Source organism: Salmonella sp. NW38, from assembly GCF_051807745.1.
Taxonomy (GTDB): Bacteria; Pseudomonadota; Gammaproteobacteria; order Enterobacterales; family Enterobacteriaceae; genus Salmonella; species Salmonella enterica.
This window is the reverse complement of record NZ_JAMMTO010000001.1, coordinates 25,901-44,737: the sequence shown is the minus strand read 5'-3', so window position 1 is coordinate 44,737 and position 18,837 is coordinate 25,901. Positions and strand designations below refer to the sequence as shown.

At 48.8% G+C, this 18,837-nt stretch carries 21 protein-coding genes, 1 tRNA gene and 2 pseudogenes; 16 read left to right on the top strand and 8 right to left on the bottom strand.

What is annotated here, in order from left to right; genetic code table 11:
* Positions 1–193 precede the first annotated feature (193 nt).
* From hpaR to NA624_RS00215, 3 genes are all read left to right on the top strand, one after another.
* Positions 194–634, top strand: a complete 441-nt coding sequence (gene hpaR / locus NA624_RS00225; RefSeq protein ID WP_000543924.1) for a homoprotocatechuate degradation operon regulator HpaR — start codon at positions 194–196, stop codon at positions 632–634.
* Positions 635–851: 217 nt separating this feature from the next.
* Entirely contained in the window at positions 852–2,414 is a 1,563-nt protein-coding gene (gene hpaB / locus NA624_RS00220) for a 4-hydroxyphenylacetate 3-monooxygenase, oxygenase component (RefSeq protein ID WP_000801496.1), read from the top strand.
* A gap of 17 nt (positions 2,415–2,431) precedes the next feature.
* Positions 2,432–2,944: a 4-hydroxyphenylacetate 3-monooxygenase reductase subunit gene (locus NA624_RS00215; protein ID WP_001195556.1), complete on the top strand. Its 513-nt coding sequence runs from the start codon at positions 2,432–2,434 to the stop codon at positions 2,942–2,944.
* 332 nt (positions 2,945–3,276) lie between these two features.
* Here the strand turns inward: NA624_RS00215 and hiuH are convergent, their stop codons facing one another.
* Complete coding sequence (gene hiuH / locus NA624_RS00210; RefSeq protein WP_000833182.1) at positions 3,277–3,687, bottom strand: hydroxyisourate hydrolase; 411 nt, start codon at positions 3,685–3,687, stop codon at positions 3,277–3,279.
* Positions 3,688–3,822: 135 nt separating this feature from the next.
* Between hiuH and hprR the strand changes: the two genes are divergently transcribed.
* From hprR to NA624_RS00190, 4 genes are all read left to right on the top strand, one after another.
* The gene (hprR, locus tag NA624_RS00205; RefSeq protein ID WP_000698217.1) at positions 3,823–4,503 is read left to right on the top strand and encodes a response regulator transcription factor HprR; all 681 of its coding nucleotides are present in this window, start codon (positions 3,823–3,825) and stop codon (positions 4,501–4,503) included.
* The gene (locus NA624_RS00200; RefSeq protein ID WP_000240026.1) at positions 4,496–5,860 is read left to right on the top strand and encodes a heavy metal sensor histidine kinase; all 1,365 of its coding nucleotides are present in this window, start codon (positions 4,496–4,498) and stop codon (positions 5,858–5,860) included. The genes hprR and NA624_RS00200 overlap by 8 nt, the downstream gene beginning before the upstream one ends.
* Positions 5,861–6,032: 172 nt before the next feature.
* The gene (locus NA624_RS00195; protein ID WP_000760235.1) at positions 6,033–7,502 is read left to right on the top strand and encodes a C69 family dipeptidase; all 1,470 of its coding nucleotides are present in this window, start codon (positions 6,033–6,035) and stop codon (positions 7,500–7,502) included.
* Positions 7,503–7,610: 108 nt separating this feature from the next.
* A complete protein-coding gene (locus NA624_RS00190) occupies positions 7,611–7,721 on the top strand; it encodes a hypothetical protein (RefSeq protein ID WP_000174814.1) in 111 nt (36 codons plus the stop codon).
* Here NA624_RS00190 and NA624_RS00185 read toward each other — a convergent pair whose 3' ends face one another.
* Complete coding sequence (locus NA624_RS00185; RefSeq protein WP_001111006.1) at positions 7,722–7,892, bottom strand: YlcI/YnfO family protein; 171 nt, start codon at positions 7,890–7,892, stop codon at positions 7,722–7,724.
* A gap of 334 nt (positions 7,893–8,226) precedes the next feature.
* Here NA624_RS00185 and sopB point away from each other — a divergent pair, with 334 nt between their 5' ends.
* Positions 8,227–9,912: an SPI-1 type III secretion system effector inositol phosphate phosphatase SopB gene (sopB, locus tag NA624_RS00180; RefSeq protein ID WP_001166958.1), complete on the top strand. Its 1,686-nt coding sequence runs from the start codon at positions 8,227–8,229 to the stop codon at positions 9,910–9,912.
* A 16-nt stretch (positions 9,913–9,928) separates the two neighbouring features.
* Entirely contained in the window at positions 9,929–10,270 is a 342-nt protein-coding gene (gene sigE / locus NA624_RS00175; RefSeq protein ID WP_000444724.1) for a type III secretion system chaperone SigE, read from the top strand.
* A 9-nt stretch (positions 10,271–10,279) separates the two neighbouring features.
* On the opposite strand, the pseudogene NA624_RS00170 reads toward sigE, so the two are convergent.
* Positions 10,280–10,601: pseudogene (locus NA624_RS00170) on the bottom strand (hypothetical protein).
* A gap of 217 nt (positions 10,602–10,818) precedes the next feature.
* Between NA624_RS00170 and pipB the strand changes: the two are divergent.
* Positions 10,819–11,694: an SPI-2 type III secretion system effector PipB gene (gene pipB, locus NA624_RS00165; protein ID WP_001123036.1), complete on the top strand. Its 876-nt coding sequence runs from the start codon at positions 10,819–10,821 to the stop codon at positions 11,692–11,694.
* 169 nt (positions 11,695–11,863) lie between these two features.
* Positions 11,864–12,364, top strand: a pseudogene (gene pipA / locus NA624_RS00160) (type III secretion system effector protease PipA); the annotation flags it as partial.
* 136 nt (positions 12,365–12,500) lie between these two features.
* Here pipA and NA624_RS00155 read toward each other — a convergent pair.
* Positions 12,501–12,588, bottom strand: a tRNA-Ser gene (locus NA624_RS00155).
* A gap of 394 nt (positions 12,589–12,982) precedes the next feature.
* On the opposite strand from NA624_RS00155, the gene yccA reads away from it, so the two are divergent.
* Together yccA and tusE are read left to right on the top strand one after the other, a co-directional pair.
* The gene (gene yccA / locus NA624_RS00150) at positions 12,983–13,642 is read left to right on the top strand and encodes an FtsH protease modulator YccA (protein ID WP_000374046.1); all 660 of its coding nucleotides are present in this window, start codon (positions 12,983–12,985) and stop codon (positions 13,640–13,642) included.
* 86 nt (positions 13,643–13,728) lie between these two features.
* The gene (gene tusE / locus NA624_RS00145) at positions 13,729–14,058 is read left to right on the top strand and encodes a sulfurtransferase TusE (protein WP_000904446.1); all 330 of its coding nucleotides are present in this window, start codon (positions 13,729–13,731) and stop codon (positions 14,056–14,058) included.
* Here the strand turns inward: tusE and yccX are convergent.
* From yccX to NA624_RS00130, 3 genes are read right to left on the bottom strand one after another with little or no spacing between them, the layout of a single operon-like run.
* Positions 14,055–14,336, bottom strand: coding sequence for an acylphosphatase (yccX, locus tag NA624_RS00140; protein WP_000072883.1), 282 nt, complete (start codon positions 14,334–14,336; stop codon positions 14,055–14,057). The two genes, tusE and yccX, sit on opposite strands and share 4 nt — an antisense overlap.
* A gap of 48 nt (positions 14,337–14,384) precedes the next feature.
* Complete coding sequence (locus NA624_RS00135; RefSeq protein ID WP_000548082.1) at positions 14,385–15,164, bottom strand: helix-turn-helix transcriptional regulator; 780 nt, start codon at positions 15,162–15,164, stop codon at positions 14,385–14,387.
* 25 nt (positions 15,165–15,189) lie between these two features.
* A complete protein-coding gene (locus tag NA624_RS00130) occupies positions 15,190–15,738 on the bottom strand; it encodes a YbhB/YbcL family Raf kinase inhibitor-like protein (protein ID WP_000859413.1) in 549 nt (182 codons plus the stop codon).
* Positions 15,739–15,952: 214 nt separating this feature from the next.
* On the opposite strand from NA624_RS00130, the gene rlmI reads away from it, so the two are divergent.
* Both rlmI and hspQ read left to right on the top strand, forming a co-directional pair.
* Positions 15,953–17,164 (top strand): 23S rRNA (cytosine(1962)-C(5))-methyltransferase RlmI, encoded by a 1,212-nt coding sequence (gene rlmI, locus NA624_RS00125; RefSeq protein WP_000140480.1) that lies wholly within the window; start codon positions 15,953–15,955, stop codon positions 17,162–17,164.
* Between the two features lie 57 nt (positions 17,165–17,221).
* Complete coding sequence (hspQ, locus tag NA624_RS00120) at positions 17,222–17,539, top strand: heat shock protein HspQ (RefSeq protein WP_000561983.1); 318 nt, start codon at positions 17,222–17,224, stop codon at positions 17,537–17,539.
* A gap of 44 nt (positions 17,540–17,583) precedes the next feature.
* Here hspQ and NA624_RS00115 read toward each other — a convergent pair whose 3' ends face one another.
* A complete protein-coding gene (locus NA624_RS00115) occupies positions 17,584–17,997 on the bottom strand; it encodes a CoA-binding protein (protein WP_001537782.1) in 414 nt (137 codons plus the stop codon).
* Between the two features lie 173 nt (positions 17,998–18,170).
* Between NA624_RS00115 and NA624_RS00110 the strand changes: the two genes are divergently transcribed.
* On the top strand, positions 18,171–18,833 hold the full coding sequence (locus tag NA624_RS00110; protein ID WP_000847732.1) for a DUF2057 family protein: 663 nt from the start codon (positions 18,171–18,173) through the stop codon (positions 18,831–18,833).
* The last annotated feature ends 4 nt before the right edge of the window (positions 18,834–18,837 follow it).

Sequence of the window (18,837 nt, the reverse complement as noted above, 5' to 3'; positions counted from 1 at the left end):
TAGCAAGCTGAAGTAAAGTATTTGTGATGTGATTAACAATATTTTCACAAATTTATTATCAAATACATATATATCAAAGAGTTAAATAAAACCCCTTGTTTCTGTTAAACTTTGGACATAAAACAGATGTCATAGCTCACATCGGTAAACACGATTATTCAGGTATTAATAATTCTGCAAAAGAGAAACGCTTATGCATGATTCATTAACCATCGCATTGCTTCAGGCGCGCGAAGCGGCAATGACCTATTTCCGCCCCATCGTTAAAAGCCACAATCTGACCGACCAGCAATGGCGCATTGTGCGAATCCTGGCCGATAGCCCCTCTATGGATTTTCACGAGCTGGCATTTCGTACCTGTATTTTGCGTCCAAGTCTGACCGGAATATTGACGCGCATGGAGCGAGACGGACTGGTGTTGCGACTCAAGCCGGTTAACGATCAGCGTAAGTTATATGTCATGTTGACGGAGCAGGGACAAACGTTGTACTCCCGTGCCCGGAGCCAGGTAGAAGAGGCTTATCGAAAAATTGAGGCCGATTTCACGCCCGAAAAAACACAGCAATTGATGCTGCTGCTGGACGATCTTATTGCCCTGGGGCGCCAGCATCCTGATAGCGAAGCGGAAGCATAGTATTATTACCTTCCCACGCCGCCGACACGGGAATCCCCTCCCGCTTACAACGTTGACGGCGATCGCATTTTACTCTTCTTCTTCGACGTTCATCTGAAAAGTACCCGCCGTTGTCCTGAAAGTCTCTTCACAGTTTACGCTTCTGCCTATTCAATTAAACAACAAATAAGAAACATATTATTAACAAAACATTCCGATTAACGAGGAAGAGGCCGCAATGAAACCTGAAGATTTTCGTACTGATAACAAGCGTCCGTTAACGGGCGAAGAGTATTTAAAAAGCCTGCAGGACGGGCGGGAAATTTATATTTACGGTGAACGCGTTAAAGATGTTACGACACATCCGGCATTCCGCAATGCCGCAGCCTCTGTCGCACAACTGTATGACGCATTACATAAACCATCGATGCAAGATACCCTGTGCTGGAATACCGATACCGGCAGCGGCGGTTATACACATAAATTTTTCCGCGTGGCGAAAAGCGCAGACGATCTGCGCCAACAGCGTGATGCTATCGCCGAGTGGTCACGCCTGAGTTACGGCTGGATGGGACGCACACCGGATTACAAAGCCGCCTTTGGCTGCGCTCTGGGCGCTAACCCAGCTTTCTACGGCCAGTTTGAGCAGAACGCCCGTAACTGGTACACCCGTATTCAGGAGACCGGCCTGTACTTTAACCATGCTATCGTCAACCCGCCCATTGACCGCCACAAACCTGCCGACGAAGTGAAAGACGTCTATATCAAGCTGGAGAAAGAGACGGACGCCGGGATTATTGTCAGCGGGGCGAAAGTTGTCGCCACTAACTCCGCCCTGACTCACTACAACATGATTGGTTTCGGCTCAGCCCAGGTGATGGGCGAAAACCCGGATTTTGCTCTGATGTTTGTCGCGCCAATGGATGCCGAAGGCGTAAAACTTATTTCGCGCGCCTCGTATGAAATGGTCGCGGGCGCGACGGGCTCGCCGTTTGATTATCCACTCTCCAGCCGCTTTGATGAAAACGATGCCATTCTGGTGATGGACAAGGTGCTGATCCCGTGGGAAAACGTGTTGATTTACCGTGATTTCGATCGTTGCCGTCGCTGGACGATGGAAGGCGGCTTTGCCCGTATGTATCCACTGCAAGCCTGTGTTCGTCTGGCGGTTAAACTTGATTTCATTACCGCGCTGCTGAAAAAATCGCTCGAATGTACGGGTACCGTAGAGTTCCGTGGCGTGCAGGCCGATCTCGGCGAAGTCGTGGCCTGGCGCAATATGTTCTGGGCATTGAGCGATTCTATGTGTTCTGAAGCAACCCCGTGGGTAAACGGCGCCTGGCTACCGGACCACGCCGCGCTGCAAACCTATCGTGTGATGGCCCCAATGGCCTACGCGAAAATTAAAAATATTATTGAACGTAACGTTACCAGCGGCCTGATTTACCTGCCTTCCAGCGCCCGCGATCTGAATAATCCGCAAATCGACCAGTACCTGGCGAAATACGTACGCGGCTCTAACGGAATGGACCATGTTGAACGTATCAAAATTCTTAAATTGATGTGGGATGCCATCGGCAGCGAGTTCGGCGGTCGCCATGAGCTGTACGAGATTAACTACTCGGGCAGCCAGGATGAAATTCGTCTGCAGTGCCTGCGTCAGGCCCAGAGCTCCGGCAATATGGATAAGATGATGGCAATGGTCGATCGCTGCCTCTCCGAATACGATCAGAATGGCTGGACGGTTTCGCATTTGCACAATAACGACGACATCAATCAACTGGATAAGCTGCTGAAATAACGCGGCAGGAGGTTCTCATGCAAGTAGATGAACAACGTCTGCGTTTTCGCGATGCGATGGCAAGTCTGGCGGCAGCGGTCAACATCGTAACCACGGCGGGTCACGCCGGACGCTGCGGTATCACCGCAACAGCGGTCTGCTCCGTCACCGATACGCCGCCCTCCGTAATGGTATGTATTAATGCCAATAGCGCCATGAACCCCGTTTTTCAGGGTAACGGCAGGCTGTGCATTAATGTACTTAACCATGAGCAGGAGCTGATGGCGCGCCACTTTGCCGGTATGACGGGGATGGCGATGGAGGAGCGTTTTCACCAGCCATGTTGGCAAAACGGGCCGCTGGGCCAGCCGGTACTTAACGGCGCGCTGGCCGGTCTTGAAGGCGAGATCAGCGAGGTACAAACCATTGGCACGCATCTGGTGTATCTGGTGGCGATCAAAAATATTATCCTTAGCCAGGATGGGCATGGCCTGATTTATTTCAAACGCCGTTTTCATCCGGTCAGACTTGAGATGGAAGCGCCTGTTTAACCGTCACTCATGCCCACAAGCGGGATAACCACCGCTTGTGGGAGAAGAGTCGATACGCTGAAGATTTTTATTCCCGCCGCGATGTTTGATCGCCATAAATCGCGGCGATTAATACAATCTAAGAGCCTATCCCACCAGGCGTTATTGGCGCAGCCAGTTTGGACACGGACAGCGCGCAAAAACCGGAGCGTACACGTAGTACGTGAGGTTTGACTCGCTACGCTCGCCCTTCGGGCCGCCGCTAGCGGCGTTCAAAACGCTAACGCGTTTTGGCGAGCACTGCCCAGGTCCAAAATGGCAAGTAAAATAGCCCTAATGGGATAGGCTCTAAATTAGCTCCCGCGATAGGTTGAATAACCATACTGACTTAATAACAGCGGCACATGATAGTGCTCATTCGTTTTGCTGATATGAAACTCGACGGGAATCTCCGGGAAAAACGTATCCAGTTTTTTACTTTCAAAATACTGGCCGGTTTTAAAAATAACGCGATAATCCCCCGGCGCGGCAGCTTTTTCGGGCCACAGTGCTTTAATACGTCCGTCCTGGTCGGTATGCCCGGTATTTAATTGCGTCCATCCGTTATCCTTTTTCTGCTCCAGTACCACCTCCACGCCGGGCGCCGGTTTGCCTGTTTGCTGATCGAGAATATGTACGCTGAGAATATTGTTGCCAGCGGCCAGCGCCATTGCAGGGGCTGCAACAAGAGATGCTATCGCGGTAGCCAGTATATATCGTTTCATGCTTCACTCCTTTACGGTATTGATGCAGGAAAATATATCTGGCGCGTCCAGGATTAACCTTACACGGACATGACAATTATGTCATCTTGTTGGAGATTTACGGATTCGCTACCAAGCCTATGGCATACTGCGTTGATGAAGATTTTATTGATTGAAGATAACCAGAAAACCATTCAGTGGGTACGTCAGGGACTCACGGAGGCAGGCTATGTGGTTGATTATGCCTGTGATGGACGAGACGGATTACACCTGGCCCTTCAGGAACATTATTCATTGATTATTCTTGATATTATGCTGCCGGGGCTTGATGGATGGCAGGTTTTACGCGCGTTACGCACTGCGCATCAGTCCCCCGTTATTTGCCTGACGGCGCGCGACTCGGTTGAGGATCGCGTCAAAGGTCTTGAGGCGGGCGCTAATGATTACCTTGTTAAGCCTTTTTCCTTCGCCGAACTGCTGGCCCGGGTGAGAGCTCAACTCAGACAGCACGTCCCGGTCTTTACCCGACTGACGATCAATGGTCTGGACATGGATGCCACAAAGCAATCGGTGTCACGAAATGGCAAACCGATTTCCCTGACCCGCAAAGAATTCCTGCTCCTCTGGTTACTGGCCTCCCGGGCAGGAGAAATTGTGCCCCGAACCGCGATCGCCAGCGAAGTTTGGGGAATTAACTTTGATAGTGAAACCAACACCGTTGATGTCGCGATTCGTCGGCTGCGCGCCAAAGTAGACGATCCATTTGAAAAGAAGCTCATTATGACCGTCCGGGGGATGGGTTATCGATTACAGGCGGAAACGTCGCAGAATGGTTAAGTTATCAATGACGCTGCGCCTGACAATTTCTTTTATCGCCATACTTATCCTCGCCTGTACCGGCATTAGCTGGACGCTCTATAACGCGCTGAGCAAAGAATTAACGTATCGGGATGATATGACGCTAATAAATCGGGCGGCGCAAATGCAGCAACTGTTACTGGATGGCGCCAGGCCGGAAAATCTGCCGCTCTATTTCAATCGGATGGTGGATACGAAGCAGGATATCTTATTGATCCATTCAGCAACAGGCCACAATGTTGCGATTAATCATAGCGGCATCCCCGACCAACGCTTTAACGAGATTCCGCTGGCTAAAAACATCACCCGCGAAACCTTATTTCGCCAAGCGGTACAAGGCACGGAGCTGACCGCGGTACGAGTAAACGCCAGAAGCGGCGATGACCCGCTGACCCTTACTATTGCCAGGCTGGCGACGGAAAGGCGGCAAATGCTGGCGCAATATCGCCGCAACAGTTTGCTGATTAGCCTTATCGCGATCCTCGTCTGTTCGGCGCTCAGTCCATTAGTCATCAGAAACGGGCTGCGGGCCATTACGTCGCTCAGCCGACTCACCGCGGCGACAGATAGCGGCACACTTCGCCAGCCGTTGGCGGAACAGGCGTTACCCGTTGAGCTCAGGCCGCTTGGACAAGCGCTAAATACCATGCGCCAGAAGCTTTCCGACGATTTTGAACGCCTGAACCAATTTGCCGACGATCTGGCGCATGAGCTGCGCACGCCTGTTAATATTTTACTGGGGAAGAATCAGGTGATGCTGAGTCAGGAACGCAGCGCCGAAGAGTATCAACAAGCCCTTGTCGATAATATTGAAGAGCTGGAGGGACTGTCGCGACTGACAGAAAATATTCTCTTTCTGGCACGCGCGGAGCACCAGAATATAGCGGTAAAAAAACAGCCTGTTTCGCTCAATGCGCTGGTCGAAAATATGCTGGATTATCTTAGCCCCCTTGCCGAGGAGAAGCGCATCTGTTTTATAAATCAATGTCAGGGAACGGTATGGGCTGACGAAATATTATTACAAAGAGTGCTCTCAAACCTGCTGACGAATGCCATCCGTTATTCTGATGAAAACGCCGTGATACGTATTGAAAGCGCTTATGATGATAACGTTGCAGAAATTCGGGTCGCTAATCCGGGCAGCCACCCCGCCGATGCGGATAAGCTTTTCCGGCGTTTTTGGCGAGGAGATAATGCCCGCCACACTGCCGGTTTCGGCCTGGGGTTATCGTTAGTTAACGCGATTGCTCTATTACACGGTGGTTCGGCATCTTACCGCTATGCCGATGAACATAATATCTTTTCGGTTCGTCTGCCTGATAGCGGTGATAGCTAAGGTCAGTACAGGTTCTGTTCCCCTTCCCTGCCACAGGGCTGTGGTTATCAATACAACCTCAATAAAGAGAAAATAAAGGATGCCGGCAAAGAATATTGCTGGCTCGATCACTTTCTCGGTTTCCAATCCAGGGTCAATTCATCCCATAACGCGTTATTCAGTGGGAACCTTTATGAAAAAGTATCTTGCATTCGCCGTTACGCTGCTGGGTATGGGTAAAGTCATCGCCTGTACTACCCTTTTGGTAGGCAATCAGGCTTCGGCTGACGGCTCCTTTATTATCGCGCGCAACGAGGATGGCTCGGCAAATAACGCCAAGCATAAGGTTATTCATCCCGTCGCGTTTCATCAACAAGGCGAGTATAAAGCACATCGGAACAATTTTAGCTGGCCGCTTCCGGAGACAGCGATGCGCTATACGGCGATTCATGACTTTGATACTAACGATAACGCCATGGGTGAAGCCGGTTTCAATTCGGCGGGCGTCGGAATGAGCGCAACGGAAACCATTTATAACGGCAGAGCGGCGCTGGCTGCCGATCCTTACGTGACAAAAACGGGAATCACGGAAGACGCCATTGAGTCCGTGATCCTGCCAGTGGCGCAATCGGCGCGTCAGGGCGCCAAATTACTGGGAGACATTATTGAACAAAAAGGCGCGGGCGAAGGTTTCGGCGTCGCGTTTATTGATAGCAAAGAGATATGGTATCTGGAGACGGGAAGCGGTCATCAATGGCTGGCAGTAAGACTTCCGGCAGATAGCTATTTCGTTTCCGCCAATCAGGGACGTTTACGGCATTACGATCCGAATGATAACGCGAATTATATGGCGTCACCAACGTTAGTAAGCTTTGCGAAAAAGCAGGGATTATATGATCCGGCCCGCGGCGAATTCGACTTTCATCAAGCCTATTCGCAGGATAACAAAAACGATACCACCTATAATTATCCGCGCGTCTGGACGCTACAACACCAGTTTAATCCGCATCTGGATACGGTCGTTAGCGAAGGGGAAACATTTCCTGTTTTTTTAACGCCAATAACGAAGATCAGCGTGGCGGCAGTAAAAAACGCGTTACGCAATCACTATCAGGGTACGTCGCACGACCCTTATGCCAGTCATAATCCACAAGAACCATGGCGACCTATATCCGTTTTTCGTACCCAGGAGTCACATATTTTACAGGTCAGACCGAAATTACCGCAGGCTATCGGCAACGTAGAATACATCGCCTATGGAATGCCATCTCTTAGCGTCTATCTCCCCTATTATCAGGGGATGCGTCATTATCAACCCGGAGATGATAAAGGAACCGATCGGGCGAGCAACGACTCTACCTACTGGACATTCCGCACGCTGCAAACGCTGGTTATGCAGGACTACAATGCGTTTGCGCCAGATGTGCAACACGCCTGGAAAACATTTGAACAGCAAACAGCTAAGCAGCAGTATAAGATGGAACAGAGCTATCTGAGATTATATGCGTCGCATCCGAAAGAAGCGCAACGCTTACTGCAAAATTTTGAAGATAAAACGATGCAAAATGCGCAGACGCTCGCCCGTCGCCTGACCAATAATATTATTACGACAATGACTTACCGCACAGATATGAAATATCACTTTTCAAGTACGCAACCATAAATTTAATGACAATCTATTAGCCACTCATACACAATAAGATAAAGCGGCACCAGAATTAGCCAGATATAAAAGACAATAATTATTATGGATTCATAGAGAGGATAGTTTATGACACTCCAGGCAAATATCAGCAGAGAGACAAAAGCGGCAAAAACCCAGGAGGTATATAAGCACGTTGTTCTTTTCAAAATGGCCGCCTCCTCTCACATAAAACGATAACTACAGCTTATGTCCCGTGTTACATAACTTTTCCCGACAGGCCTCTTTTACCCATGCTGAAAAATTCCGCGTCTTTTCAGATTTCAACGCGAATTCTATCTGTTCAAGCATGGAATAGGAAAAACGAATATTTTTCGTCACGGTCTTACTTGTCCGGGGCTTTGCTGGCATACACACACCTGTATAACATTTGATGTAACGCCGTTACTTTACGCAGGAGTAAATCGGTGAATTTGATCTGAGTCAAGAAGGTGGGTTTTCAATAAAAGTTGTGCCCTAAATTGTGAAGTTTGTAGATTTTATGAACATTTGATGCGTCGTTCTCCCCCCATGATCGCCACTACGTATGGACACGTCAGGACACCTCCCCGCCTGATCAGAAGCGCTTTCTCATTAAAAAGGACATTTTTTTAAAGTTCCTGGCGCATAAAAGTCACATTCTTTTAAAGGGTTGTTAACCCTGTTGAATGTTCCCACTCCCCTATTCAGGAATATTAAAAACGCTATGCAAATACAGAGCTTCTATCACTCAGCTTCACTAAAAACCCAGGAGGCTTTTAAAAGCCTACAAAAAACCTTATACAACGGAATGCAGATTCTCTCAGGCCAGGGCAAAGCGCCGGCTAAAGCGCCCGACGTTCGCCCGGAAATTATTGTCCTGCGAGAACCCGGCGCGACATGGGGGAATTATCTACAGCATCAGAAGACGTCTAACCACTCGCTGCATAACCTCTATAACTTACAGCGCGATCTTCTTACCGTCGCGGCAACCGTTCTGGGTAAACAAGACCCGGTTCTAACGTCAATGGCAAACCAAATGGAGTTAGCCAAAGTTAAAGCGGACCGGCCAGCAACAAAACAAGAAGAAGCCGCGGCAAAAGCATTGAAGAAAAATCTTATCGAACTTATTGCAGCACGCACTCAGCAGCAAAATGGCCTACCTGCAAAAGAAGCTCATCGCTTTGCGGCAGTAGCGTTTAGAGATGCTCAGGTCAAGCAGCTTAATAACCAGCCCTGGCAAACCATAAAAAATACACTCACGCATAACGGGCATCACTATACCAACACGCAGCTCCCTGCCGCAGAGATGAAAATTGGCGCAAAAGATATCTTTCCCAGTGCTTATCAGGGAAAGGGCGTATGCAGTTGGGATACCAGGAATATTCATCACGCCAACAATTTGTGGATGTCCACGGTGAGTGTGCATGAGGACGGTAAAGATAAAACGCTCTTTTGCGGGATACGTCATGGCGTGCTTTCCCCCTATCATGAAAAAGATCCGCTTCTGCGTCAGGTCGGCGCTGAAAACAAAGCCAAAGAAGTATTAACTGCGGCACTTTTTAGTAAACCTGAGTTGCTTAACAGAGCCTTAGAGGGCGAAGCGGTAAGCCTGAAACTGGTATCCGTCGGGTTACTCACCGCGTCGAATATTTTCGGCAAAGAGGGAACGATGGTCGAGGATCAAATGCGCGCATGGCAATCGTTGACCCAGCCGGGAAAAATGATTCATTTAAAAATCCGCAATAAAGATGGCGATCTACAGACGGTAAAAATAAAACCGGACGTCGCCGCATTTAATGTGGGTGTTAATGAGCTGGCGCTCAAGCTCGGCTTTGGCCTTAAGGCATCGGATAGATATAATGCCGAAGCGCTACATCAGTTATTAGGCAATGATTTACGCCCTGAAGCCAGACCTGGTGGCTGGGTTGGCGAATGGCTGGCGCAATACCCGGATAATTATGAGGTCGTCAATACATTAGCGCGCCAGATTAAGGATATCTGGAAAAATAACCTACATCATAAAGATGGCGGTGAACCCTATAAACTCGCACAACGCCTTGCCATGTTAGCCCATGAAATTGACGCGGTGCCCGCCTGGAATTGTAAAAGCGGCAAAGATCGTACAGGGATGATGGATTCAGAAATCAAGCGAGAGCACATTTCTTTACATCAGACCCATATGTTAAGTGCGCCTGGTAGTCTTCCGGATAGCGGTGGACAGAAAATTTTCCAAAAAGTATTACTGAATAGCGGCAACCTGGAGATTCAGAAACAAAATACGGGCGGGGCGGGAAACAAAGTAATGAAAAATTTATCGCCAGAGGTGCTCAATCTTTCCTATCAAAAACGAGTTGGGGATGAAAATATTTGGCAGTCAGTAAAAGGCATTTCTTCATTAATCACATCTTGAGTCTTGAGGTAACTATATGGAAAGTCTATTAAATCGTTTATATGACGCGTTAGGCCTGGATGCGCCAGAAGATGAGCCACTGCTTATCATTGATGATGGGATACAGGTTTATTTTAATGAATCCGATCATACACTGGAAATGTGCTGTCCCTTTATGCCACTGCCTGACGACATCCTGACTTTGCAGCATTTTTTACGTCTTAACTACACGAGCGCCGTCACTATCGGCGCTGACGCAGACAATACTGCTTTAGTGGCGCTTTATCGCTTGCCGCAAACCAGTACCGAAGAAGAGGCGCTCACTGGTTTTGAATTATTCATTTCAAACGTGAAGCAATTGAAAGAGCATTATGCATAATGTAATACGTCAACATACTTTCTTAATGAGATAAAACGCGATACGTATGCCCTTTACAAGAGATAAAACCAGAATCTTTGGTGGAAATGTAAGGGGCAAACGTTCCTCTTTCTCATTTTGCTCTGTTTGCGGGAGCATTTTTAGTGTGTAAGTATTTCTGCTCGTCAGGTTTTTACGCCATCTACGCACATTTATTCTGCTATAAGTTGAAATACTGCAAAAAAATATTAAGGCTTATTATTTTTTCTTTAGGTAAATTTTCGCTCAACAAACTTAATTGTTTATTCATTGATGATGAAGCGTAAGCTATGCTGGAAATGAAGGAAGTCAATAGTAAGGATAATCTTATTATTCACGGGTGATATTACTTCTGCTTCACCGTTATGGCAGATATCATCGCCTCTTGTCAGATGCCAGACACCTACTCATACCCAACCAAAGCTCTAAATACAAAAATCACCTTATATCTTTTTTTATTATTCCTTGTATAAATGTGACTTGACTCACACCTATAAGGAATCGACTCACTTCCATAAGAAGGAATCAAAATGCCAATAACTAACGCGTCCCCAGAAAATATATTAAGATATTTGCATGCGGCCGGTACCGGTACGAAAGAAGCAATGAAAAGTGCAACTTCACCACGCGGTATACTGGAATGGTTTGTCAATTTTTTTACCTGTGGTGGAGTAAGAAGAAGCAATGAAAGATGCTTTCGGGAGGTAATTGGAAAACTGACCACATCATTATTATATGTAAATAAAGATGCTTTCTTCGATGGTAATAAAATATTTCTGGAGGATGTCAACGGGTGTACTATATGTCTGTCATGTGGAGCAGCATCCGAAAATACGGATCCCATGGTCATTATTGAAGTGAACAAAAATGGAAAAACTGTAACGGATAACGTTGATAGTGAGAGATTTTGGAATGTATGTCGAATGTTAAAGCTGATGAGTAAACATAATATACAACAGCCTGATTCACTTATAACCGAGGATGGTTTTCTGAACCTGCGCGGAGTAAACCTGGCTCATAAAGATTTCCAGGGGGAAGATTTGTCAAAAATAGATGCTTCTAATGCAGATTTCCGTGAAACAACTCTTTCTAATGTAAATTTAGTCGGTGCAAATTTGTGTTGTGCAAATCTACACGCTGTAAATCTAATGGGTTCAAACATGACTAAAGCAAACCTGACTCACGCAGACCTGACTTGCGCTAACATGTCCGGTGTAAACTTAACCGCTGCAATTCTATTCGGCTCAGACTTAACTGACACCAAACTAAATGGTGCAAAATTAGATAAGATAGCTCTAACTTTAGCGAAAGCATTAACAGGAGCCGATCTGACAGGTAGTCAACATACCCCTACTCCACTCCCGGATTACAATGATAAAACGCTTTTCCCCCATCCAATATTTTAGTCGAGATAAAGGGATTTTATAAACAAGAAGTATTCAAACAGAAGCCCCCTTGTTTTATTAAATAAACCCCGCCCCTAAGTTTCATTATAAATAACATTTTCAGCGTATTTTTACATTGTTGATATGAGAGCGTAGCAGAATAAGCTCTTTGATTAAAAATATCCAGGCTGTGGAGTACCTTATCTCAGGCGCGGGTGGAATAGACCCTGATACAGAAATTGATGACGACACTTATGACGAATGTTACGATGAACTATCCTCCGTACTTCAAAATGCGTATACCCAAAGCGAAACATTCCGCAGACTGATGAATTACGCATATGAAAAAGAACTACATGATGTGGAGCAGCGCTGGCTACTGGGGGCAGGCGAAGCCTTTGAAACTACCGTGGCTCAGGAACACTTCAAACTTTCAGAAGGCAGGAAAGTTATTTGTCTCAATCTGGACGATTCTGATGATTCATATACCGAACATTATGAAAGTAACGAAGGAAGACAACTTTTTGACACAAAACGTTCATTTATTCATGAAGTTGTACATGCACTGAGCCATCTTCAGGATAAAGAAGAAAATCATCCAGGAGGCCCTGTTGTCGAATATACCAACATTATTCTGAAAGAGATGGGGCATCCTTCACCTCCCAGAATGGTCTACATCTTCAATAAATAGACACATCAGGAAACGAAAAGAAACTAAAAACCCACGTAGTCCGTTTTTTCGGGAAATGTTCTAGCAGTATTTTCTAACTATATTCTAAGCGCCCAAAAAACAAAGGGGTTACCTTTCGGTAACCCCTTGTTTAATCTGGCGGAAGCGCAGAGATTCGAACTCTGGAACCCTTTCGGGTCGCCGGTTTTCAAGACCGGTGCCTTCAACCGCTCGGCCACACTTCCGGAATGAGGCGCACTATAAACATCCCGGTGCGTCATGTAAAGACCGAATGTGTTCGTTTGCGTGAAAAACAGGCAAAATTTCGTTAATTGCCTGAAATAGCGGCACATTGACCATTTCTTCAACACAAAAACTGGCTTAATACGTGTTGATCGTCCCCACTGTTTTACCTCTGTGATTATCAATTTTTTATCGGTAGCGCGTAGTTGGCGCTGCCGCCTGTTTTATGGCGTAGCGCCAGGCATGAGCAGACCGTTTTAACGACGGTAATCACCTGAAATCTCTTAAGGAAACTAAACGTAAACGAATGCGTAAAGATGGGTAAAACCACTGGGTGACAGTGACTGTTTTTATTATTCTCCTTTATTAATTACATCTGTCATAAGAGAGTGACTAATGGATCGTATCATTACATCATCGCGTGATCGTAGCTCGCTACTGAGTACGCACAAAGTACTGCGCAACACCTATTTTCTGTTGAGCCTGACGCTGGCTTTCTCCGCAATTACCGCGACAGCCAGTACGGTACTGATGCTGCCCTCCCCCGGCCTGATTCTGACGCTGGTCGGTATGTATGGGCTGATGTTCCTGACCTATAAAACCGCCAATAAGCCGGTCGGTATCCTGTCTGCTTTTGCGTTTACCGGCTTCCTCGGCTATATCCTGGGCCCGATTCTTAACGCCTATCTGTCAGCAGGCATGGGCGATGTCATTGGCCTGGCGCTGGGTGGGACCGCGTTAGTATTTTTCTGCTGCTCCGCTTACGTTCTGACCACCCGTAAGGATATGTCTTTCCTGGGCGGTATGTTAATGGCCGGGATCGTCGTCGTGCTGATTGGTATGGTGGCGAATATTTTCCTGCAACTGCCTGCATTGCACCTGGCGATTAGCGCGGTGTTTATCCTGATTTCCTCGGGCGCTATCCTGTATGAAACCAGTAACATCATTCACGGCGGTGAAACCAACTATATTCGTGCGACCGTCAGTCTGTACGTTTCGCTGTACAACATCTTTGTCAGCCTGCTCAGCATCCTGGGCTTCGCCAGCCGCGACTAATCGACATTCCCCTCTTCCAGCCCTGCTTATGCAGGGCTTTATTTTTTGCTACACTGCCGTCCGTGTTGATTACGCAGTGAAACGTTATGTTGATCTTTGAAGGTAAAGAAATCAGTACTGATAGCGAAGGCTATCTGAAAGAGACGACGCAGTGGAGTGAAGCGCTGGCAGTCGCTATCGCCGCCAATGAAGGCATTGAGCTCTCTGCGGAACACTGGGAAGTCGTGCGCTTCGTGCGCGAATTTTACCTGGAGTTTAATACCTCTCCCGCCATCCGAATGCTGGTAAAGGCGATGGCGAATAAGTTCGGCGAAGAAAAAGGCAACAGCCGCTATCTGTATCGTCTGTTCCCGAAAGGCCCGGCAAAGCAAGCGACCAAAATCGCCGGTCTGCCCAAGCCGGTAAAATGTATTTAACACCGAATACTAAAGCCTGTTAGCGTCTCGCGAGGGCTGTGCGGTTCAGTGAGGATTTTGTCCACACGAGCAGAGCGCGGCCCGCCCTCTTTCAGCCACTTGATGAGTTTTTCCACCTGCGCCGCGTCGCCACAGGCCACCACTTCTACGCTTCCGTCATCCATATTCTTCGCATAGCCGGTTAACCCCAGCCGCTGCGCCTCATGCTGCGTGGTATAGCGAAACCCGACTCCCTGAACGCGACCATAAACCCAGGCGATAATGCAGACGTTCGACATGATGGTTCTCCTTTCATAATCAGTGGTGGAGGCTCATACAGGACATACTTAACGTACCTGACTGGGCAGACACCCATAATGTTGGCGGAATCTGGCCGTAAATCGCGACCCCGACAGGTAACCGCACCGTAGCGCTATTTCGCCGATCGGCAGCGTCGTCGATTGCAGTTGAGAAAGCGCGCAGGACATGCGCACCTCTTCAACAATTTGTCGATAACTCTGCGATTCGCGCTGCAAACGCCGACGCAGCGTCGATGTTCCCATAGCAAGACGGCGGGCTATCTCCTGGGCTGTCCATAGCTTAGCAGGCGAGAGCATAATCAGTTGCCGCACCTGCTCCGTGAGGGTGTAACGCCGTTCAATAAGCAGCGGTCCTGCCGCGCCATCATGCAAAAGCGCTAACAGTAACCCCATCGCCTGATGTTCCTGTAGCCCAACGGGTAAACCCTGGCGCACAGCATCCAACACGTTCTCCCACATAAATGTCAGGCTACGGCTCATCGGCGTACACAGCGATGTCAGGTTTGCCGGTGGATAATCCTGAACGTACATCGTTTTAAAGCGAGCAATAATCTCCGGTGAAAGTAACAACAGGTCGGAGCGAAAACCGTTCTGCGCAGGCTGATTAATAATCTCCAGCGGCGTGTTCGCCGGAATAATAATCAACTCGCCCGGCCCGGCGACAAGGCGGCTATCATCCTGAATGATGACTTTACTGCCCTGCGTAATATGGCAAATAGCGGCGGAAAAAAGCGTAACACGATGCAAACGGTGCAGATGACTGGAACGCACCTCTGCCGTCGTAAGATCCTGATGTCGAATATGCATCTCCTGCACCGTGCCGTCCTCTATTTTATCTTCCGTATGTGGCCGTGAATTGTGCTTTCGCAATCACATGCGCGTTAAGCATAAACCCTACCAACGCGCCACTCGACTCACTGTCGAGCGGCAGTGTTGCCGTATTCAGCGCCCACACAGTAAACTGATAGCGATGAGGCTTATCGCCCGGCGGCGGACAGGCGCCGCCAAAGCCAGCATAACCGAAATCATTCCGTCCCTGCACCACTCCAGCGGGTAACGTTTTTTTATCAGCCCCCGTCGGCAGGTCGTGAATCTGCGCAGGAATATTCACCATCGTCCAGTGCCACCAGCCGCTTCCGGTGGGCGCATCAGGATCGAAGACGGTAATAGCGTAGCTTTTGGTTCCGGCAGGCGGATTGCGCCAGCTCAGCTGCGGCGAAATATTTTCTCCGCTACAACCAAATCCTTTAAAGATATGCTGTTGCGTTAAACGAAAATCCGCCGGAATATCCGCACTACTGAGGCTAAACGCCGACGCGGCAGATACGCCGCCACTCAATGCCATCATTGCGGCTGCGGTCAAAGAGAAGACTGTTTTCATTGTATTTCCTTCTTCATGTAAAGAAATAACACTATAAAAAGCGTCCGCTGAAGAAACTGTGCCTTTACGATTCTATTTTGTGCAGAAACGCTCACCGCCATACGCTGGTGATTGCCTCTCTCATCTGTGCTACCCTACGCGCCATTTCGTTTTCACGGTCCCTGGCTGGAGCTATCATCCGGCTCGCGTCACTGTTTGTGAGAGGTTACTCCGCATGACTGAATCTACATTTCCGCAATATCCCCGTTTAGTCCTCAGCAAAGGGCGAGAAAAATCTTTACTCCGCCGCCACCCATGGGTCTTTTCCGGCGCCGTCTCCCGTCTGGAAGGCAAAGCCAACCTCGGTGAAACTATCGATATCGTCGACCATCAGGGAAAGTGGTTAGCACGCGGCGCCTGGTCGCCAGCATCCCAGATCCGCGCGCGCGTCTGGACATTTGATAAAGCAGAATCCATTGATATTGCGTTTTTCACCCGCCGCCTGCGCCAGGCGCAGCAGTGGCGCGACTGGCTGGCGAAAAAAGACGGCCTGGATAGCTATCGTCTGATCGCCGGTGAATCCGATGGCCTGCCTGGCGTCACTATCGATCGTTTTGGTCATTTTTTGGTGCTGCAACTGCTCAGTGCCGGGGCCGAATATCAACGCGCCGCATTAATTAGCGCTCTGCAAACATGCTATCCGGATTGCGCTATTTACGATCGCAGCGACGTCGCCGTGCGGAAAAAAGAAGGGATGGCGCTGACGCAAGGCCCGGTCACTGGCGAACTGCCACCTGCGCTTCTGCCAATTGAAGAACACGGTATGAAATTGCTGGTCGATATCCAGGGCGGCCACAAAACCGGTTATTATCTTGATCAGCGCGACAGTCGTCTGGCGACGCGCCGCTACGTGGAAAATCAGCGGGTACTGAACTGCTTCTCTTATACCGGCGGTTTTGCCGTGTCGGCGTTAATGGGCGGTTGTCGCCAGGTTGTCAGCGTGGATACCTCACAGGATGCGCTGGATATCGCCAGGCAAAACGTTGAACTGAACCAACTGGACTTGAGCAAAGCCGAATTCGTGCGCGATGACGTGTTTAAGTTGCTGCGCGCTTACCGTGAACACGGCGAAAAATTCGACGTCATCATCATGGACCCGCCCAAATTCGTCGAAAATAAAAGCCAGTTAATGGGGGCCTGCCGGGGCTATAAAGACATTAACATGTTAGCGATTCAACTGCTCAATCCGGGCGGCATACTGCTGACATTCTCTTGCTCCGGACTGATGACCAGCGATTTATTTCAGAAAATCATTGCCGATGCCGCAATAGATGCCGGTCGTGATGTACAATTTATAGAGCAGTTCCGTCAGGCCGCCGATCACCCGGTGATCGCCACCTACCCGGAAGGGCTGTATCTGAAAGGGTTTGCCTGTCGCGTCATGTAACTTGAAAAGTGGAATAGTATCCTCATATAAAGGGTATCTATTTCCCGGGAGGTGACTATGATAGCCAGCAAATTCGGTATCGGCCAACAGGTCCGCCATTCCCTGTTAGGTTACCTCGGAGTGGTCGTCGATATCGACCCGGAATATTCGCTTGATGAGCCGTCGCCTGATGAACTGGCGGTTAACGACGAACTTCGCGCTGCTCCGTGGTACCACGTGGTAATGGAAGATGATGATGGTCAGCCAGTGCATACTTATCTGGCCGAGGCCCAGTTGCGAAGCGAAATGCGGGACGAGCATCCAGAACAGCCATCGATGGATGAACTGGCGCGTACCATTCGCAAACAGCTTCAGGCGCCGCGACTACGTAACTGATTGTATTTAAAAGGCCGGAGGGCGATATCCGGCCATTTAAACTTTTATTTCGCCAGCCCCAGGCGAGGGATCTCAATCGCCGGGCAGCGATCCATCACCACGGTCATGCCTGCATCCCGCGCCAGTACCGCCGCCTGCTCGTTGATCACGCCAAGCTGTAGCCACAGCGTTTTTGCGCCGATAGCGATAGCTTCCTGCGCAACGCCCCATGCAGCTTCAGAGTTGCGAAAAACATCCACCATATCGACTTTTTCTGGAATGTCCGCCAGCGTGGCATACCCCTGTTGCCCCAGCAATGTCTTACCCGCGACTTTTGGCGCAACCGGAATCACATGGTAACCCTGCTCAAGCAGGTATTTCATTACCCGATAACTTGGACGATCGGGTTTATCGCTCGCACCTACCAGCGCGATAGTGCGAGTGGACGTCAATACATCAGCAATATCGGTCTCTTTCATCATCTTTCTCCTGGCTGTTTTGCAAAGTGTACGACAAACCTGACATAGCAACCATTCATCCCATACCGATGTATGAGAGCAAAACGCCAAAATATGTCTATATGTTAGTAAACATGATCTAAGAAAAATTTCGATACATTATTAGCCAGACGGCCTTTGGACAGGAGAACCTTATGAAAACCGGCGCGCTAACCACCTTCCTTGCTCTCTGTTTGCCGGTGACTGTTTTTGCCACAACGCTCCGTTTGTCGAATGAGGTTGATCTGCTGGTGCTGGACGGTAAAAAGGTGTCCAGCTCTTTATTACGCGGCGCAGAGAGCATCGAACTGGAAAACGGGCCGCATCAACTCGTTTTCCGGGTGGAAAAAACCATCCGCCTGCCCGGTAATGAAGAGCGGCTTTATATTTCTCCGCCGCTGGTGATAAGTTTCGATACCCAGCTGATAAGTCAGGTCAATTTTCAGCTCCCGCGGCTGGAAAACGAGCGCGAAGCCTCGCATTTTAACGCGGCGCCGCGTCTGGCGCTTTTGGACGGCGACGCCATGCCCATTCCGGTAAAACTCGATATTCTGGCCATTACTTCTACGGCTAAAGTGGTCGATTATGAAATAGAGACCGAGCGTTATAATAAATCGGCGAAACGCGCCTCGCTTCCTCAGTTCGCCACGATGATGGCAGACGACAGCACATTACTTTCCGACGTCTCAGAGCTTGATACCGTACCGCCGCAATCACAAACTCTGACAGAACAGCGGCTGAAATATTGGTTCCGACTGGCCGACCCGCAGACACGCCATCATTTTCTGCAATGGGCGGAAAAACAGCCGCCCTCTTGATATG

Excerpts from the sequence above, each read along its gene's own strand:
- hpaR (WP_000543924.1), top strand. The coding sequence starts at position 194 with ATGCATGATTCATTAACCATCGCATTGCTTCAGGCGCGCGAAGCGGCA.
- hpaB (WP_000801496.1), top strand. The coding sequence starts at position 852 with ATGAAACCTGAAGATTTTCGTACTGATAACAAGCGTCCGTTAACGGGC.
- NA624_RS00215 (WP_001195556.1), top strand. The coding sequence starts at position 2,432 with ATGCAAGTAGATGAACAACGTCTGCGTTTTCGCGATGCGATGGCAAGT.
- hiuH (WP_000833182.1), bottom strand. The coding sequence starts at position 3,687 with ATGAAACGATATATACTGGCTACCGCGATAGCATCTCTTGTTGCAGCC.
- hprR (WP_000698217.1), top strand. The coding sequence starts at position 3,823 with ATGAAGATTTTATTGATTGAAGATAACCAGAAAACCATTCAGTGGGTA.
- NA624_RS00200 (WP_000240026.1), top strand. The coding sequence starts at position 4,496 with ATGGTTAAGTTATCAATGACGCTGCGCCTGACAATTTCTTTTATCGCC.
- NA624_RS00195 (WP_000760235.1), top strand. The coding sequence starts at position 6,033 with ATGAAAAAGTATCTTGCATTCGCCGTTACGCTGCTGGGTATGGGTAAA.
- NA624_RS00190 (WP_000174814.1), top strand. The coding sequence starts at position 7,611 with ATGACACTCCAGGCAAATATCAGCAGAGAGACAAAAGCGGCAAAAACC.
- NA624_RS00185 (WP_001111006.1), bottom strand. The coding sequence starts at position 7,892 with ATGCCAGCAAAGCCCCGGACAAGTAAGACCGTGACGAAAAATATTCGT.
- sopB (WP_001166958.1), top strand. The coding sequence starts at position 8,227 with ATGCAAATACAGAGCTTCTATCACTCAGCTTCACTAAAAACCCAGGAG.
- sigE (WP_000444724.1), top strand. The coding sequence starts at position 9,929 with ATGGAAAGTCTATTAAATCGTTTATATGACGCGTTAGGCCTGGATGCG.
- pipB (WP_001123036.1), top strand. The coding sequence starts at position 10,819 with ATGCCAATAACTAACGCGTCCCCAGAAAATATATTAAGATATTTGCAT.
- yccA (WP_000374046.1), top strand. The coding sequence starts at position 12,983 with ATGGATCGTATCATTACATCATCGCGTGATCGTAGCTCGCTACTGAGT.
- tusE (WP_000904446.1), top strand. The coding sequence starts at position 13,729 with ATGTTGATCTTTGAAGGTAAAGAAATCAGTACTGATAGCGAAGGCTAT.
- yccX (WP_000072883.1), bottom strand. The coding sequence starts at position 14,336 with ATGTCGAACGTCTGCATTATCGCCTGGGTTTATGGTCGCGTTCAGGGA.
- NA624_RS00135 (WP_000548082.1), bottom strand. The coding sequence starts at position 15,164 with ATGCATATTCGACATCAGGATCTTACGACGGCAGAGGTGCGTTCCAGT.
- NA624_RS00130 (WP_000859413.1), bottom strand. The coding sequence starts at position 15,738 with ATGAAAACAGTCTTCTCTTTGACCGCAGCCGCAATGATGGCATTGAGT.
- rlmI (WP_000140480.1), top strand. The coding sequence starts at position 15,953 with ATGACTGAATCTACATTTCCGCAATATCCCCGTTTAGTCCTCAGCAAA.
- hspQ (WP_000561983.1), top strand. The coding sequence starts at position 17,222 with ATGATAGCCAGCAAATTCGGTATCGGCCAACAGGTCCGCCATTCCCTG.
- NA624_RS00115 (WP_001537782.1), bottom strand. The coding sequence starts at position 17,997 with ATGAAAGAGACCGATATTGCTGATGTATTGACGTCCACTCGCACTATC.
- NA624_RS00110 (WP_000847732.1), top strand. The coding sequence starts at position 18,171 with ATGAAAACCGGCGCGCTAACCACCTTCCTTGCTCTCTGTTTGCCGGTG.